14 protein-coding genes are annotated in these 14,290 nt (G+C 72.8%); 8 read left to right on the top strand and 6 right to left on the bottom strand.

The features are described from left to right. The first annotated feature begins 50 nt into the window (after nucleotides 1–50). Nucleotides 51–332: a hypothetical protein gene (locus tag GL259_RS17930; RefSeq protein WP_159534023.1), complete on the top strand. Its 282-nt coding sequence runs from the start codon at nucleotides 51–53 to the stop codon at nucleotides 330–332. 51 nt (nucleotides 333–383) lie between these two features. Here GL259_RS17930 and GL259_RS17925 read toward each other — a convergent pair whose 3' ends face one another. Then, complete coding sequence (locus GL259_RS17925; protein ID WP_159534021.1) at nucleotides 384–854, bottom strand: ATP-binding protein; 471 nt, start codon at nucleotides 852–854, stop codon at nucleotides 384–386. A 158-nt stretch (nucleotides 855–1,012) separates the two neighbouring features. On the opposite strand from GL259_RS17925, the gene GL259_RS17920 reads away from it, so the two are divergent. After that, nucleotides 1,013–1,891, top strand: a complete 879-nt coding sequence (locus GL259_RS17920) for a helix-turn-helix transcriptional regulator (protein ID WP_159534019.1) — start codon at nucleotides 1,013–1,015, stop codon at nucleotides 1,889–1,891. Beyond that, a complete protein-coding gene (locus GL259_RS17915; protein WP_159534017.1) occupies nucleotides 1,888–2,097 on the top strand; it encodes a DUF397 domain-containing protein in 210 nt (69 codons plus the stop codon). Before GL259_RS17920 ends, GL259_RS17915 begins: the two co-directional genes overlap by 4 nt. 89 nt (nucleotides 2,098–2,186) lie before the next feature. Here the strand turns inward: GL259_RS17915 and GL259_RS17910 are convergent, their stop codons facing one another. Then, nucleotides 2,187–2,846: a M23 family metallopeptidase gene (locus GL259_RS17910; RefSeq protein WP_159534015.1), complete on the bottom strand. Its 660-nt coding sequence runs from the start codon at nucleotides 2,844–2,846 to the stop codon at nucleotides 2,187–2,189. Between the two features lie 392 nt (nucleotides 2,847–3,238). Then, entirely contained in the window at nucleotides 3,239–4,033 is a 795-nt protein-coding gene (locus GL259_RS17905) for an MBL fold metallo-hydrolase (protein WP_159534013.1), read from the bottom strand. A 90-nt stretch (nucleotides 4,034–4,123) separates the two neighbouring features. On the opposite strand from GL259_RS17905, the gene GL259_RS17900 reads away from it, so the two are divergent. The 3 genes from GL259_RS17900 to GL259_RS17890 all read left to right on the top strand — a co-directional run bounded on the left by GL259_RS17900 (nucleotide 4,124) and on the right by GL259_RS17890 (nucleotide 9,061). Next, the gene (locus GL259_RS17900; protein WP_159534011.1) at nucleotides 4,124–4,723 is read left to right on the top strand and encodes an ABATE domain-containing protein; all 600 of its coding nucleotides are present in this window, start codon (nucleotides 4,124–4,126) and stop codon (nucleotides 4,721–4,723) included. Nucleotides 4,724–4,858: 135 nt separating this feature from the next. Continuing rightward, a complete protein-coding gene (locus GL259_RS17895; RefSeq protein WP_159534008.1) occupies nucleotides 4,859–8,023 on the top strand; it encodes a molecular chaperone Hsp90 in 3,165 nt (1,054 codons plus the stop codon). Nucleotides 8,024–8,188: 165 nt separating this feature from the next. Then, entirely contained in the window at nucleotides 8,189–9,061 is an 873-nt protein-coding gene (locus tag GL259_RS17890) for a hypothetical protein (RefSeq protein ID WP_159534006.1), read from the top strand. A 9-nt stretch (nucleotides 9,062–9,070) separates the two neighbouring features. On the opposite strand, the gene GL259_RS17885 is transcribed toward GL259_RS17890, so the two are convergent. Together GL259_RS17885 and GL259_RS17880 are read right to left on the bottom strand one after the other, a co-directional pair. After that, nucleotides 9,071–11,464 (bottom strand): HAD-IC family P-type ATPase, encoded by a 2,394-nt coding sequence (locus GL259_RS17885; protein ID WP_159534004.1) that lies wholly within the window; start codon nucleotides 11,462–11,464, stop codon nucleotides 9,071–9,073. 118 nt (nucleotides 11,465–11,582) lie between these two features. Beyond that, a complete protein-coding gene (locus GL259_RS17880) occupies nucleotides 11,583–11,909 on the bottom strand; it encodes a DUF2530 domain-containing protein (RefSeq protein ID WP_159534002.1) in 327 nt (108 codons plus the stop codon). 180 nt (nucleotides 11,910–12,089) lie between these two features. Here GL259_RS17880 and GL259_RS17875 point away from each other — a divergent pair, with 180 nt between their 5' ends. Both GL259_RS17875 and GL259_RS17870 read left to right on the top strand, forming a co-directional pair. Beyond that, nucleotides 12,090–13,541: an NCS2 family permease gene (locus tag GL259_RS17875; RefSeq protein WP_159534000.1), complete on the top strand. Its 1,452-nt coding sequence runs from the start codon at nucleotides 12,090–12,092 to the stop codon at nucleotides 13,539–13,541. A gap of 120 nt (nucleotides 13,542–13,661) precedes the next feature. Continuing rightward, on the top strand, nucleotides 13,662–14,006 hold the full coding sequence (locus GL259_RS17870; protein ID WP_159533998.1) for a DUF1330 domain-containing protein: 345 nt from the start codon (nucleotides 13,662–13,664) through the stop codon (nucleotides 14,004–14,006). Here GL259_RS17870 and GL259_RS17865 read toward each other — a convergent pair. Further along, nucleotides 13,991–14,173, bottom strand: a complete 183-nt coding sequence (locus tag GL259_RS17865) for a ribbon-helix-helix protein, CopG family (protein ID WP_159533996.1) — start codon at nucleotides 14,171–14,173, stop codon at nucleotides 13,991–13,993. The genes GL259_RS17870 and GL259_RS17865 overlap by 16 nt on opposite strands. Nucleotides 14,174–14,290: the final 117 nt, after the last annotated feature.

Below are 14,290 nucleotides of genomic sequence, written 5' to 3'. Positions count from 1 at the left end.
CGTCACCCCCCTCGTCCCTCCCGTCCGATCCCCGTCAGGAGCGCTGCCCCATGCCGACCGCCCGCCGTGTGCGCATCGAGGTCACCGACGAGGCCCCCTCGGGCGCGGCCGCGGAGACGGCCGCCGTCCGGCTGATCGCCCTGCTGCCGGCCGGATGGACGGCGCGCCTGCTGGGCTGCACCGCCACCTCGGCGACGCTCCTCGTCACCCCGTCCGCGGAACTCTCCGCGGACGGGGTGGCGGCGGCGGTGGACGGGATCCTGCGCCGGCCTCCCCTGCGGGGCTGGGCGCGGACCCGGCTGCCCGGCGACGTCACCGGAGCGTCCGCGTGAGACGGGCCGCCGCGCCTCCCGGGACGGGGAGCGGACCCGCTCGCTTCCCTCTCACGTTCCTCGGGGCGAGGCACCGACGTCACCGGAGCACGGGGGACCGGGTTCCGCCGGCGTGAGGCGCAGCTCCGCCCAGACCGTCTTGCGCGGGAAGCGGCCCTCGGCCACGCCCCAGCGGTCGGCGAGCGCTTCGACCAGCAGCAGGCCGCGCCCGGACTCGGCCTCGGAGCCGGCCGGTCGGAGCCGGGGGAGGTGTTCGCCCCGGGTGTCGGTCACCTCGATGCGGAGGGTGTCGGCCACGACGTAGAGCGTCAGCCGGAAGTCCCGTCCCGGCACGCGGCCGTGGGTGGCCGCGTTGACGGCCAGCTCGGCGACGATCTGTCGCGCCGGATCCAGCGGCAGACCCCATGAGCGCAGTTGCTCGGCCGTGAGCAGGCGGGCGAGGCGGGCGCCGCGCGGCGTGGGGGACAACCGCGCACTGAAGTTGCGGACGGGGATCGCGGGTTCGGCGGTTTTCTGGTTCACGTCACTCAGCGTGGTGATGCCTGCGTACCGTGGGGGGTGACTCAGCGCATGCGTACGATCACTGTCCGGATGTTGTCCGGCGCTGTCGGGGCTGTGCCGACGGGCCGTACGGGCAGGCCGCTGGGGCATCACGGACGGTTCCGAGGGAGGGGCGCGACATGACGGCGGTCGAGGCGGCGGCGGGTCGGCTCAAGAGCGAGGCGGACGAGCCGGGTTGGGAGGTGGACCCGGACGACGAGTGGGGCGTCGCGGTCATCACGACCGTCGGGCGGCAGTTGAAGCTGCGCCGCGAGGCCGTGGGGATGCGGGCCGCCGAGTTCGGGAGGGCGGTGGGGTACGGCGAGGACATGGTCTACAAGATCGAGGGCGGCAAGCGGATTCCCCGCCAGGAGTACCTGGACAAGGCCGACGAGGTGCTGGACGCGGGCGGGCTGATCGCGGCGGCCTGGGAGGACGTGAAGAGGGTCCGGTACCCGAAGAAGGTGCGGGAACTGGGGAAGCTGGAGGCCAAGGCGGTCGAGATCGGACTGTACGAGTGCCACGTCATCGCCGGGCTGCTGCAAACGCCGGAGCACGCGCGGGCGGTGATCGGAGCGGCACAACCCCCGTACTCACCCGACGATGTGGAACGCATGGTGGCCGCTCGTCTGGCCCGGCAGTCGGTCTTCGACCGCGATCCGGCCCCAGCGCTCAGCTTCGTCCTGGAGGAGGGGGTCCTGCGGCGTCCCATCGGAGGGAAAATGGCCTGGCGACGGCAGCTCGAGCGGCTGTTGGAAGTGGGGAGGTTGCACAACGTCGTGCTTCAGGTGATGCCGATGAACTGTGACACCCACTCCGGGTTGGACGGCAGGATCGAGTTGCTGAAGTTCGCGGACGGTACGGCGGTCGGTCGCTCCGACGGCGCGTTCAACGGCCGGCCGACCTCGGATCCCAAACACCTGCGCATTCTTGAGCTGCGGTATGGCACGATCCGGGCTCAGGCACTTTCTCCACGCGAGTCACTGGCCTTCGTCGAGCAACTGCTGGGAGAAACATGATCCGCATGACCACCGCCGGGGACGCTTCCGAGCCGGAGTGGTTCAAGAGCAGCTACAGCGGCGGCAACGACGGCAACTCCTGCGTCGAGATCGCGACAGCACCCCGCACCGTCCACGTCCGTGACTCCAAGGACGTCGCGGGCCCCCGCCTCGCCTTCGCCCCGGAGGCGTGGGCGCGCTTCGTCCCGTACGCGTCCGAGGGCTGAGCGCACCGCCCGGCCCCGGTCCGGAACGGGCGCGAGGTCCCCGGCGGCGGGTGCCGCCGGGGACCTCGGGTGCCGGAGCCCGTCGGGGCTCAGCGGTGGGAGCGCAGGAACTGGATCGGGTCGATCGCCGAGCCGTAGTTCGGGGTGGTGCGGATCTCGAAGTGCAGGTGCGGACCGCTGGAGTTGCCGGTGTTGCCGGACAGGGCGATCTTCTGGTCGGTCTTGACGACCTGGCCGATCCTGACGTCGACCCGCGACAGGTGGGCGTACTGGGAGTACGTGCCGTTGCCGTGCTTGATGACGACGGCGTTGCCGTAGGCGGGGCCGTCGCCGGCGCCGTTGGGGCCGGCCTTGACGACGGTGCCGCCGTGGGTGGCGAAGACCGGGGTGCCGGTCGGCACGGCGTAGTCCTGGCCGCTGTGCTTGGAGGCCCACATGCCGCCGTTCTGGGCGAAGCTCGCGGAGAGCTTGTAGCTCTTCACCGGGTCGACCCAGGACGCCTGCTTCTGCGCGGCCGCCTGCACCGCCTTGTTCGCCTGGGCGGCCTGCGCGGCCTGCGTCTTGGCGGCCTGGGCCTGGACGGCGGCCTGGGCCTGGACGGCGGTGGCGGCGGACGCGGACGTGGTGTCGGCGGCGACCGCGACCCCGGCTCCCAGTACGGCCGAGGTGCCCAGGCCGGCGGCCAGCACGGCCGCGCGGGTGCGGGTCAGGGACGTACGGGGGAAACGGGACGTGACGCGCTGGGACATTCGAACCTCATGGGGGAGGGGGCAGAGGAAAGCCACCGGCGGAACGTGTCCGTGCCGCGGTGGCCGTTCCTTGGTAACCCGCCCCGGACGAAAGCCGCAAAGGTGTGACCTACGACGGAACGTCGTACTCCGGGCGTGAGATGCACGTCTCTTGACGAAGGGTGTGAACCGGGCGGAACTCCCCATTTGAGGCCGATCGATCAGACATCCGCACCAAATGTCCGTTTTGAGTTCAACCTTTTCTCCACTATTCCGGCTAGTACCGGACATTCCGCCTGTGCCGCTTGTCACCGGGAGCCCGACGCGGGCGTCCCGTGGATGTGGCGCGCGTCTCCGTCCGCCGTCCCGTCGCGCCGTCCCGTCGTGGCGCGCCGCCGCGCGGGTCCGCCGGCTCAGGTGCGCCGGACCCAGTCCGGGTCCAGGCGGTCGGCCAGGCCGGCGGCGGCGAAGGCGGCCTCCAGTGCCTCGCGGCCCTCGGTGAAGTGGGCCCAGCTGTCGTGGTGGGCGGGGACGACGCGGCGGGCGCCGAGGATCCGGGCGGCCTCGGCGGCCCGGGCGCTGTCCAGGACGAGCGGCTCGCCGTCGAAGAGCATCGGGAAGCGGGGGGCGCCGGCGAAGAGGACGGCGGTGTCCACCGGGGCGAAGCGCCCGGCGATCTCCTCGACCGCGTCGAGCGAGGCGTTGTCGCCGCTGACGTAGACCGTGGGCAGGCCTTCCCCGGTCAGGACGAAGCCGACGACCTGGCCGGTGAGCGGCTCGACCTTCTCGCGCGGGCCGGGGCCGTGGACGGCCGGGACGCCGGTGACGGTCACCGTGCCGCCGCCGGGGCGGTCCAGCTCGACGGACTCCCAGTCGGCCAGGCCCCTGGCCTTCTCGCCGAGGCGCCGTCCGCCGCCGGGGGTGGTGAGGGTGAGGGGGACGTCGGCGAGCAGGGCGCGGCCGGAGGTGTCGAGGTTGTCGGCGTGCTCGTCGTGCGAGAGCAGGACCACGTCGACGGGGCCGAGGTCGGCGGGGGTGGCGGCGGAGGGGGCGGTCTTGGTCAGGGTCGGGCCGGCCGAGGGGTGGTCGCCGGGGCCGTCGAAGGTCGGGTCGGTCAGGAAGCGCAGGCCGCCGTACTCGAAGAGGACGGTCGGGCCGCCGAGGGTGCGGACCGGGAACGGGGCGGTCGCCGCGGGAAGAGAGGACACGAAGAAGACACCTCACGGATGGATTCGGATGAACCGTGAGATGACTGTAGGTATTTCTCATGGATGCGCGCAAGCCGTACCATGAGAAACATGGAGGAGTCCCTGAGCGAAGAACCCGTCCTGCCGTCCGCACAGGGCGAGGAGGACCACCCCTCCCTCGCCCTCGCCAACAGCGCGATCGCGCTGCCCGGCGGGCACACGGTCGATCTCCTGGGAACTCCCGCACGGGCGAACCGCTGGCTGACGGACCGCGGCCTCGCCCCGGTCGACGCCGGCATGCGGGAGATGTGCGCGGCGCAGCTGCGCTCGCTGCGCGAACAGATCAGGTCGTTGTTCGCCTCCCGCGCCGAGGGGCTCCCCGCCCTCCCCGCCGCCGTCGCGGCCGTCAACGACGCGATGACCCGCGTCCCCACGGCCCCGCTGCTGCAGTGGGACGAGAAGAACGGTCCCTACCGCGCCACCCCCCACCCCACCACCGCGATCGTCGACCACGCCCTGGCGGCCCTCGCCGCCGACGCCGCCGACCTGCTCACCTCCCCCGACGCCGAACGCCTCACCGCCTGCGGTTCCACCCCCTGCAACCGCTACCTGCTCCGCCACGGCCGCCGCCACTGGTGCTCCACCCGCTGCGGTGACCGCGCCCGCGCCGCCCGCGCCTACGCCCGCCGCACCCGGCCCGGGACCAACTGATCACGGGGCCCCGTCCTCCCGCCCCGTCCTCCCGGCCGGGAGGCGCCCGACTCCCGCGCGGGACGATGCGGAACCGCCTCCGGTGGAGCGGTACCTTCGACCTCACCACGATGAGGGCCGATGAGGAGAGTCAACGTGAGCAAGTTCGTGCGGCCCGCCGCCGAGGGTGCCGACCCGTTCGGTACGGCGCGTCTGCGGCGCGGTGTCCTGGACGCCTGGGCCACCAGCCCCGCCCGCTTCCGTGAGGACGCCAACGCCGAGGAGGACCTCGTCCTCGGCGGCTACCGCGACCGCCTCGTCGTCGAGCTCGCCCAGAACGCCGCCGACGCCGCCGCCCGCGCGGGGGTGCCCGGGCGCCTGAGGCTCACCCTGCGCGACGGTGTCCTCGTCGCCGCGAACACCGGCGCGCCGCTGGACGCGGCCGGGGTCGAGTCGCTGTCCACGCTGCGCGCCTCCGCCAAGCGGGGGGAGGCCGCGGACCGGTCCGTGGGGCGGTTCGGCGTCGGCTTCGCCGCCGTCCTCGCCGTCACCGACGAGCCCGCCGTCGTCGGCCGGCACGGCGGCGTGCGCTGGTCGCTGGCCGAGGCGCGGGAGCTGGCGGGCGACACCGCCCGGCACAGCCCCGGCCTGGGGGACGAGATCCGCCGCCGCGACGGGCACGTCCCGCTGCTGCGCCTCCCCTTCGCCGCCGAGGGCACCGCCCCCGACCCCTACGACACGGCCGTCATCCTGCCGCTGCGCGACGCGGCCGCCGCCGACCTCGCCGAGCGGCTGCTGCACGCCGTCGACGACGCCCTGCTGCTCGCCCTGCCCGGCCTCACCGAGGTCGTCGTGGAGATCGGCGACGAGGAACCCCGGACGCTGACCCGCCGCACCGACGGCCCGTTCACCGTCGTCGACGACTCCGGCGCCGGCATCACCCACTGGCGCACCGCCACGGCCCTCGGCACCCTCACCCCGGACCTGCTGGCCGACCGGCCCGTGGAGGAGCGGCTGCGCCCCCACTGGTCCCTCGCCTGGGCGGTCCCCGTGGACGCCGACGGCACCCCGGCCCGGCCCCGCACCAGCCCCGTCCTGCACGCCCCCACCCCCAGCGACGAGCCCCTCGGCGTCCCCGCCCTGCTCATCGCCTCCTTCCCGCTGGACTCCACCCGGCGGCACGTCGCCCCCGGCCCGCTCACCGACTTCCTCGTGCAGCGCGCGGCCGACGCCTACGCCGAACTGCTCGCCGACTGGCGGCCGGTGACCACCGGGATCATCGACCTCGTGCCCGGCCCGCTCGGCAAGGGCGAGCTGGACGGCGCCCTGCGCCGGGCGATCCTCGAGCGGCTGCCGCGCACGTCCTTCCTGCCGCCCTCCCTCAGGGCCGGAAGCGGGGCAGGCGTCGCCGGCGAGCCGCGCGGGCACGAGGGCGACTCCGACCTGCCGGAGTCCCTGCGACCCCGGGACGCCGAGGTCGTCGAGGGCGCGGGCGCGGACACCGTGCGGGTGCTGGCGGAGGTGCTGCCGACCCTGCTGCCCGCCGGTCTCGAACGCCGCGTCGAGCTGCGCACCCTGAACGTCGCCCGGGTCCCGCTCGTCGACGCGATCGACCGGCTGGCCGGGCTGGAGAAGTCCCCCGACTGGTGGCGACGGCTGTACGACAGCCTCGCCGGGGTCGACCCGGACCGGCTGTCCGGGCTGCCCGTGCCGCTCGCCGACGGCCGGACCACCCTCGGCCCCCGGCAGGTGCTGCTGCCCACCCCGGACGCGGCCGCCCTCGACGCGGAACTCCTCGCCCGGCTCGGGCTCAAGGTCGCCCACCCGGACGCCGCCCACCCCCTCCTGGAGAAGCTCGGCGCGCTCCCCGCGACCCCGCGCGCGGTGCTCACCACCCCGCAGGTGCGGGCCGCGGTCGCCGCGTCCCTCGACGACGAGGGCGGGGTGAACTGGGAGGAGGACGCCCCGGACGCCGAGGAACTCGCCGACACCGTGCTCGGCCTGGTGCGCGACGCCGGACTCGAACCCGGCGACGAGCCCTGGCTGGGCGCCCTCGCCCTGCCCGACGAGGACGGTGAGCTCTCCCCGGCCTGCGAGCTGGTCTTCCCCGGCGGCCCGTTCGCCCGCGTGATGCGCGAGGGGGAGCTCGCCGCCGTGGACGCCGAACTGGCCGAGAAGTGGGGTGAGCAGCCGCTGGCCGCCTGCGGGGTGCTGGTGGACTTCGCGCTGATCCGCGCCACCGACGTCGTCCTCGACCCGGACGAACTGGAGCCCCGGGAGGGGGACTTCGCCGAACCGGACGACGCGGGGCTGCTGGACGCCGTGGACGTGTGGTGCGAGGACCTGCTCGACCGCTTCCCCGACAGCCCGGTGCCGCCGGTCGCCACCGAGATCGTCGCCGTGCGCGACCTGGACCTCGTGGACGACGACCGCTGGCCCCAGGCCCTCGCGATGCTCGCCCGCCCGCCCTTCCGGGACGCGCTCACCCAGCCGGTGCGGATCCTCCTGCACGACGGCACCCACGAGATCGTCCGCCCCTACACCGCCTGGTGGCTGCGCGGTCACCCCGTGCTCGGCGGCCGCCGTCCGGCCGGACTGCGCGCGGCCGGCGGCGACCCGCTGCTGCACGGCCTGTACGACGAGGCCGACGCGACCGGCTTCGACGACGAGCAGGTGCTGCGGGCGCTCGGCGTGCGGACGTCGGTGTCCGCCCTGCTCGACGAACCGGGGGGCGCCGCCGAGCTGCTGGACCGCCTCGCCGACCCCGGCCGCGAGGTCACGGCGGCCCAGCTGCACGGGCTGTACGGGGCGCTGGCCGAGCTGGACCCGGAGCAGGTGACCCTGCCGGACGAGCTGCGCGCGGTCGTCGACGGCCGGGTGGAGGTGGTGGACGCCGCCGACGCGGTGGTCGTCGACTCACCCGATCTGCTGCCGTTCACCGCGGGCGTGGCGCTGCTGCCCGTGAGGCCGTCCCGCGCCGCCGAGCTGGCGGAGCTGTTCCAGGTGCGGCGGCTGAGCGAGTCCGTCACCGGGCGGGTCGACTCCGAGGGCACGGAGCACGACGTGCCGGAGCCGGTGCGGGTGCTGCTCGGGCCGCGCACCCCGTCCTCGTACGTCGAGCACGGGGAACTCGTCGTCGACGGCGTGGAGATCGACTGGCGGCTGACGGACGACGGGGTGCTGCACGCCGCCACCCTGGAGGGCGTGGCCTGCGGACTCGCCTGGGCGGCCGGTCAGTGGCCCCGCCGGTTCGAGGTCGCGGCCCTGCTGGAGGACCCGTCCCGCACCGAGGAGCTGGCCCGGGACCGCTGGTTCGACTGACCGGGCGACTTCCGCACATTTTTTTCACCTTCCGTACAACCATCCGCCCGGGTGGTGAATCTGATCTTGCGAGTCAACAGACTCCACGATCACTTGGGCCCCGCGCCGACGACGAGCCGTAGGAAACGACCAGAGCCGGGGCCCCTTTCTCCACCTGGGGAACGCATGCGCATTCGAGCCACCGTGGCCGCCGTCTCCGGCGCCCTGGCCCTGTCCGCCCTCGCCGTGCCGGCCGCCCAGGCCGACGGTCCCTCCTACCGTGAGGAGGCCGCCGCCGCGCTCGCGGCCTCGCACGGCGCGTCCGAGCGGTCCGCGTTCAGCACCGCCGCCGCCATCGGGGACCTGGACGTCTCCTTCTCGAACTTCAAGATCGCCAAGGCGGTCAAGGTCGGCACGACCAACCACGTCTCCACCACGGTGTCCTACACGCTCACCCACGGCGCCGACGTGGACATCCACTCCGAGGACTTCGCGACCGGCCCGTACATCTACAAGGGCTCCTTCGACGCCCCGGTCAACCTCCTGCTCGGCGACTACGCGGCCACCTGCGTCGACACCTCGTCGACCACCGCCACCTGCACGGGCGACATCGACATCTACCCGGCCTACGGAGAGCTGATCAACTCCGACGCCGGCACCTGGAAGGGCGGCGCCCTGGCGCTGAACTACTCCACCGAGGAGTTCGCCGACCAGGGCGACCTCGGCACCACCCTGGTCCAGCGCTACTCCAAGCTGACCGTCAACGCCTCCCCCGAGCCGGTGAAGAAGGGCAGGACCATCACCGTCACGGGCAAGCTGTCCCGGGCCAACTGGGAGACCAACACGTACGCCGGTTACACCAACCAGTCCGTGAAGCTCCAGTTCCGCAAGAAGGACTCCAGCACCTACACCACGCTGAAGACCCTCAAGACGAACTCCACGGGCAACCTCAGCACCACCGTCACCGCCTCGACCGACGGCTACTTCCGCTACAACTTCGAGGGCACCACGACCACCCCGGCCGTCAAGGCCGCCGGTGACTTCGTCGACGTGCAGTAAGCACCGCGCTCACGCCGGGAAGCGGCGGTCCACCCACCTCCACAGGAACTCCAGGGTGGCCGCCGCCACCACGGCGACGCCGACCGCGACCCACGGCATCGTCATGCCGACCAGCCGCAGCGCGAAGAACTCCTGGAGCCACGGCACGACCAGCACCACCAGGAACGCCGCCGCCATCGCCGCCACCAGGCCGACGCGCCACCAGGTGTAGGGCCGGGCGACGATCGCCAGCACCCACATCGAGATCAGGAACAGCGTCAGCGTCGCCGCGCTCGTCTCCGCGTCCAGCGCGCCCTCGCCGCGGTAGTGGTGCCGGGCGATCAGGTACGTCGCGAAGGTCGCCAGCGCGGCCAGCACCCCGCCCGGGATCGCGTACCGCATGACCCGCCGCACGAAGTGCGGCCGCGCCCGCTCCTTGTTCGGGGCGAGGGCCAGGAAGAACGCCGGGACCCCGATGGTGAGCGTGGACAGCAGGGTCAGATGGCGCGGCAGGAACGGGTACTCCACCTGCGAGCACACCACCAGCACCGCCAGCAGCACCGAGTACACCGTCTTCACCAGGAACAGCGTCGCGACCCGGGTGATGTTGCCGATCACCCGCCGCCCCTCCGCCACCACCGACGGCAGCGTGGCGAAGCTGTTGTTCAGCAGCACGATCTGCGCCACCGCCCGCGTGGCCTCCGAGCCGGAGCCCATCGCGACCCCGATGTCGGCGTCCTTCAGCGCCAGCACGTCGTTCACGCCGTCCCCGGTCATCGCGACCGTGTGCCCGTGCGACTGGAGCGCGCCCACCATGTTCCGCTTCTGCTGCGGGGTGACCCGCCCGAACACCGTGCCCCGGTCCAGCGCCCCGGCCATGCCGTCCCGGTCGGCGGGCAGCCGGCGCGCGTCCACCGTCGTCCCGCTCAGCCCCAGCTTGGACGCGACGGCCCCGACCGACACCGCGTTGTCGCCGGAGATGACCTTGGCGCGGACGTTCTGCTCGGCGAAGTAGCGCAGGGTGTCGGCGGCGTCCGGCCGCAGCCGCTGCTCCAGCACCACCAGCGCGGCCGGACGCACGCCCACGGTGACCTCGGGGTCGCCCAGCTCGCGCTCGGCACGGGCCAGCAGCAGCACCCGCAGCCCCTGCTCGTTCATCCGCCCGGTCTCGGCCAGCGCCGGGTCGCCGTCGTCGAGGAGCACGTCGGGCGCCCCGAGCAGCCAGGTGCGGTCCTCCCCGTCGCCCTCGGCGAGGGTGGCGCCGCTGTACTTGCGGGCCGAGGAGAAGGGCAGGGCCTCGGTGCGGCGCCAGTCCCCGGCGTCCGGGTAGGCGGCGGCGATCGCCTTCAGGGAGGCGTTGGGGTGCGGATCGGAGGCGCCGAGCGCGCCCAGCACCTTCCGCACGTACGTCCCGTCGCCGTCGCCGAGGACCCGCAGCCCGGTGACGTCCATGCCGCCCTCGGTGAGGGTGCCGGTCTTGTCCAGGCAGACCGTGTCGACGCGGGCCAGCCCCTCGATGGCGGGCAGCTCCTGCACCAGGCACTGCTTGCGCCCCAGCCGGATCACCCCGATCGCGAAGGCGACCGAGGTGAGCAGCACCAGCCCCTCGGGGACCATCGGCACGATGCCGCCGACCGTGCGGGCGACGGAGTCCTTCAGCTCGGTGTCCTTGACGACCAGCTGGCTGATGATCAGCCCGATCGCGGTCGGGACCATCATCCACGTCACGTACTTGAGGATCGTGGAGATGCCGGAGCGCAGCTCGGAGTGGACCAGCGTGAACCGGGACGCCTCCTCGGCGAGCTGGGCCGCGTACGCCTCGCGCCCCACCCTGGTCGCCTGGAAGGAGCCGCCGCCCGCGACCACGAAGCTGCCGGACATGACCTGGTCCCCCGGCCGCTTCACCACGGGGTCGGCCTCGCCGGTGAGCAGCGACTCGTCGATCTCCAGCCCGTCCGCCCCGACGCACACCCCGTCGACGACGACCTTGTCGCCCGGCCCGACCTCGATCAGGTCGTCCAGCACGATCTCGGAGGTGCCGACCTCGGCGGCCGCCCCGTCCCGCCGCACCGTGGGCCGCACCTCGCCGATCAGCGCGAGGGAGTCGAGGGTCTTCTTCGCCCGCCACTCCTGGACGATGCCGATGGCGGTGTTGGCGAGGATCACGAAACCGAACAGGCCGTCCTGGAGGGGCGCGACCGCCAGCATGATCACCCAGAGCACGCCGATGATCGCGTTGAACCGGGTGAGGACGTTCGCGCGGACGATCTCGAGCAGGGACCGGCTGCTGCGCACCGGCACGTCGTTGACCTGCCCGCGCGCCACCCGTTCGGCCACCTCCGCCGAGGTCAGCCCGGTCACCGGCGAGGTGACCGCGGCGGGGTGCACGGCATCGGCCTGGGCGCCCGCGTCGAGATGCGTCATGCATCCGACGGTACGTGCGCTCCCGCCGCTTCACCCGCGGGTGCGCGGAAGATCCGACCTGGGGAGGACGGACCGGTACCCCGGTCGTACCGCGGTCGCGGTCCCGCGCCGGGCCGCGTCAGTCGGCGGTCGGCGCGGGGGAGTGGCCGGCCGGCGCGGTCCGCCCGTCCTGCCCGTCCCGCCCGTCCCGCTCGGCCCGTGCGCGCTTGAGCGCGGCGTCCCGCTTGCGGACGTACCAGATGCCGATGAACCCGAGCCCGCCGCCGGCCAGGCACGTCCACAGCCACCAGGTGTGGCCGTGGTCGTCGAACCAGCCGTAGAACGGCAGCTGCACCAGGAAGAGGACGAACCAGACGATCGTGCCGCCGATGATGGTGGCGACCACGGGGCCCTCCAGGGGCTCCGGCGCCTCGTGCTTGGGGGATCCCGAAAAAAGCCCGGCCATGCGGACAGCTTACGAGGGGCGGCGCGTGTGAGGTGCGCCGCATCGGGCGCGCGGTTCTACGCGCGGAGATAGCGCAGCCGTCGTTATATGTTCATACTGAATCCGTTTGTTTCTGACCGCTTTCATTCGTAGGAAGCACCAAAGGGCCTTGGGGGAGGCCCACCGGTGATGAGGTCCCGCATGTCCACGTCGGCCCCCGCCAAGGCCCCCACTCCCGACCAGCCGGGGTCCGGGCCCGCGCTCGGCGCCCTCGACCGCCACTTCAAGATCTCCGAGCGGGGCAGCACCCTGTCCCGCGAGGTCCGCGGCGGTTTCGCCACCTTCTTCGCGATGGCCTACATCATCGTGCTGAACCCGATCATCCTGGGCAGCGCGAAGGACATGTACGGCAACCAGCTCGACAACGGCCAGCTGGTCACCGCGACCGCCCTGACGGCGGCGTTCACCACGCTCCTCATGGGCGTCATCGGCAACGTCCCGATCGCCCTGGCCGCGGGCCTGGGCGTGAACTCGGTCGTCGCGCTCCAGCTCGCGCCGCGCATGTCGTGGCCGGACGCCATGGGCATGGTGGTGCTGGCCGGTCTCGTCGTCATGATCCTGGTCGCCACCGGTCTGCGCGAGCGCGTGATGAACGCCGTCCCCCACGGCCTGCGCAAGGCCATCGCCATCGGCATCGGCCTGTTCATCATGCTCATCGGCCTGGTCGACTCCGGCTTCGTCTCCCGCATCCCGGACGCCGCCCAGACCACCGTCCCGCTCCAGCTCGGCGGCACCGGTCACCTCGACGGCTGGCCGGTCCTGGTCTTCGTCCTCGGCGCGCTGCTCACGCTGGCGCTGATCGTGCGCCGGGTGCCCGGCGCGATCCTCATCTCGATCGTCGCGATGACGGTCGTCGCGGTGGTCATCGAGGCCGTGGCCGAGGTCCCCTCCTGGGGCCTGACGACCCCCAAGTGGCCCGGCAACCCGGTCGCCACCCCCGACTTCGGCCTGATCGGCGAGGTCAGCCTGTTCGGCGGCTTCTCCAAGGTCGGCGTGCTGACCGGCATCCTGTTCGTCTTCACCGTGCTGCTGTCGTGCTTCTTCGACGCGATGGGCACGATCATGGGCGTCTCGGACGAGGCCAGGCTGACCGACGCGCAGGGCCAGATGCCCGGCATCAACAAGGTCCTGTTCATCGACGGCGTCGCGGTCGCCGCGGGCGGCGCCAGCTCCGCCTCGGCCACCACCGCCTTCGTGGAGTCCACGGCCGGCGTCGGCGAGGGCGCGCGCACCGGCTTCGCCAACGTCGTCACCGGCGGCCTGTTCGCGGTGGCGCTGTTCCTCACGCCGGTCGCCACCATGGTCCCGTCCCAGGCGGCCACCCCGGCGCTGCTCGCGGTGGGCTTCCTGATCCTGGCGGGCTCGGTCAAGGAGATCGACTGGGCGGACTACACGATCGCCGTCCCGGCCTTCGTGACGATGGTGATGATGCCGTTCACCTACTCGATCACCAACGGCATCGGCATGGGCTTCATCACCTTCGCGGTGCTGCGCCTGGCGGCCGGGCGCGGCCGGGAGGTCCCGGCGGCGATGTACGCGGTGTCGGCGGTCTTCGCCTTCTACTACCTGATGCCGGCGCTGGGCCTGACCTGACCCGATCCGACCGACCGGTGCGCCGGGGTGGTCCTCGCCTACCCGCGAGGTCATCGACCCCGGCGCACCGGTGTGTCACGATCCGGTGGAGCACGGAACCCCACCGACCGGAAGGACACCATGCCCGCCTATGCCATAGCCCACCTGCGGGAGGCCGCCGCGCACCCGGAGATCGCCGAGTACATCGAGCGCATCACCGCCACCTTCGAGCCGCACGGCGGCCGCTTCCTCGTCCACGGCGCACAGCACGAGGTGAAGGAGGGCGACTGGCCCGGGCACGTCGTGGTGATCGGCTTCCCCGGGATCGCCGAGGCGCGGGCCTGGTGGGACTCCCCGGCCTACCGGGAGATCGCACCGCTGCGCTCGCGGCACATCGAGGGCGACATCATCCTGGTCGAGGGCGTGCCCGCGGACTACGACCCGGCCCGCACCGCGCAGGCGGTACGGGGTCAGGTGACGCCGTAGAACTTCTCCGTCTCCTCGACGGCGGCCTGGAACCGCTGGTCGAAGTCATCGCGCATGAGCGTCCGGACGACATAGTCCTGGACGCTCATGCCGCGTTTGGCGGCATGGTGCCGGAGCCGTTCCAGCAGCTCGTGGTCCATGCGCAGGCTGAGCACGTCGGTCCCCATGGGCACGAGCGTTGCCGCATTTCGCGGTGCGATGTGTGACGTTCCGCGAAAAGATCACTCTTATGAGTGATCTCGGGTGTCCGTGGCCGGAGTCACGGGCGGCGGGGCCCACCCCGG

This window comes from Streptomyces sp. Tu 3180, assembly GCF_009852415.1.
Lineage (GTDB): Bacteria > Actinomycetota > Actinomycetes > Streptomycetales > Streptomycetaceae > Streptomyces.
The sequence above is the reverse complement of the archived record's forward strand: the minus strand, read 5'-3'. Positions and strand labels throughout refer to the sequence as shown.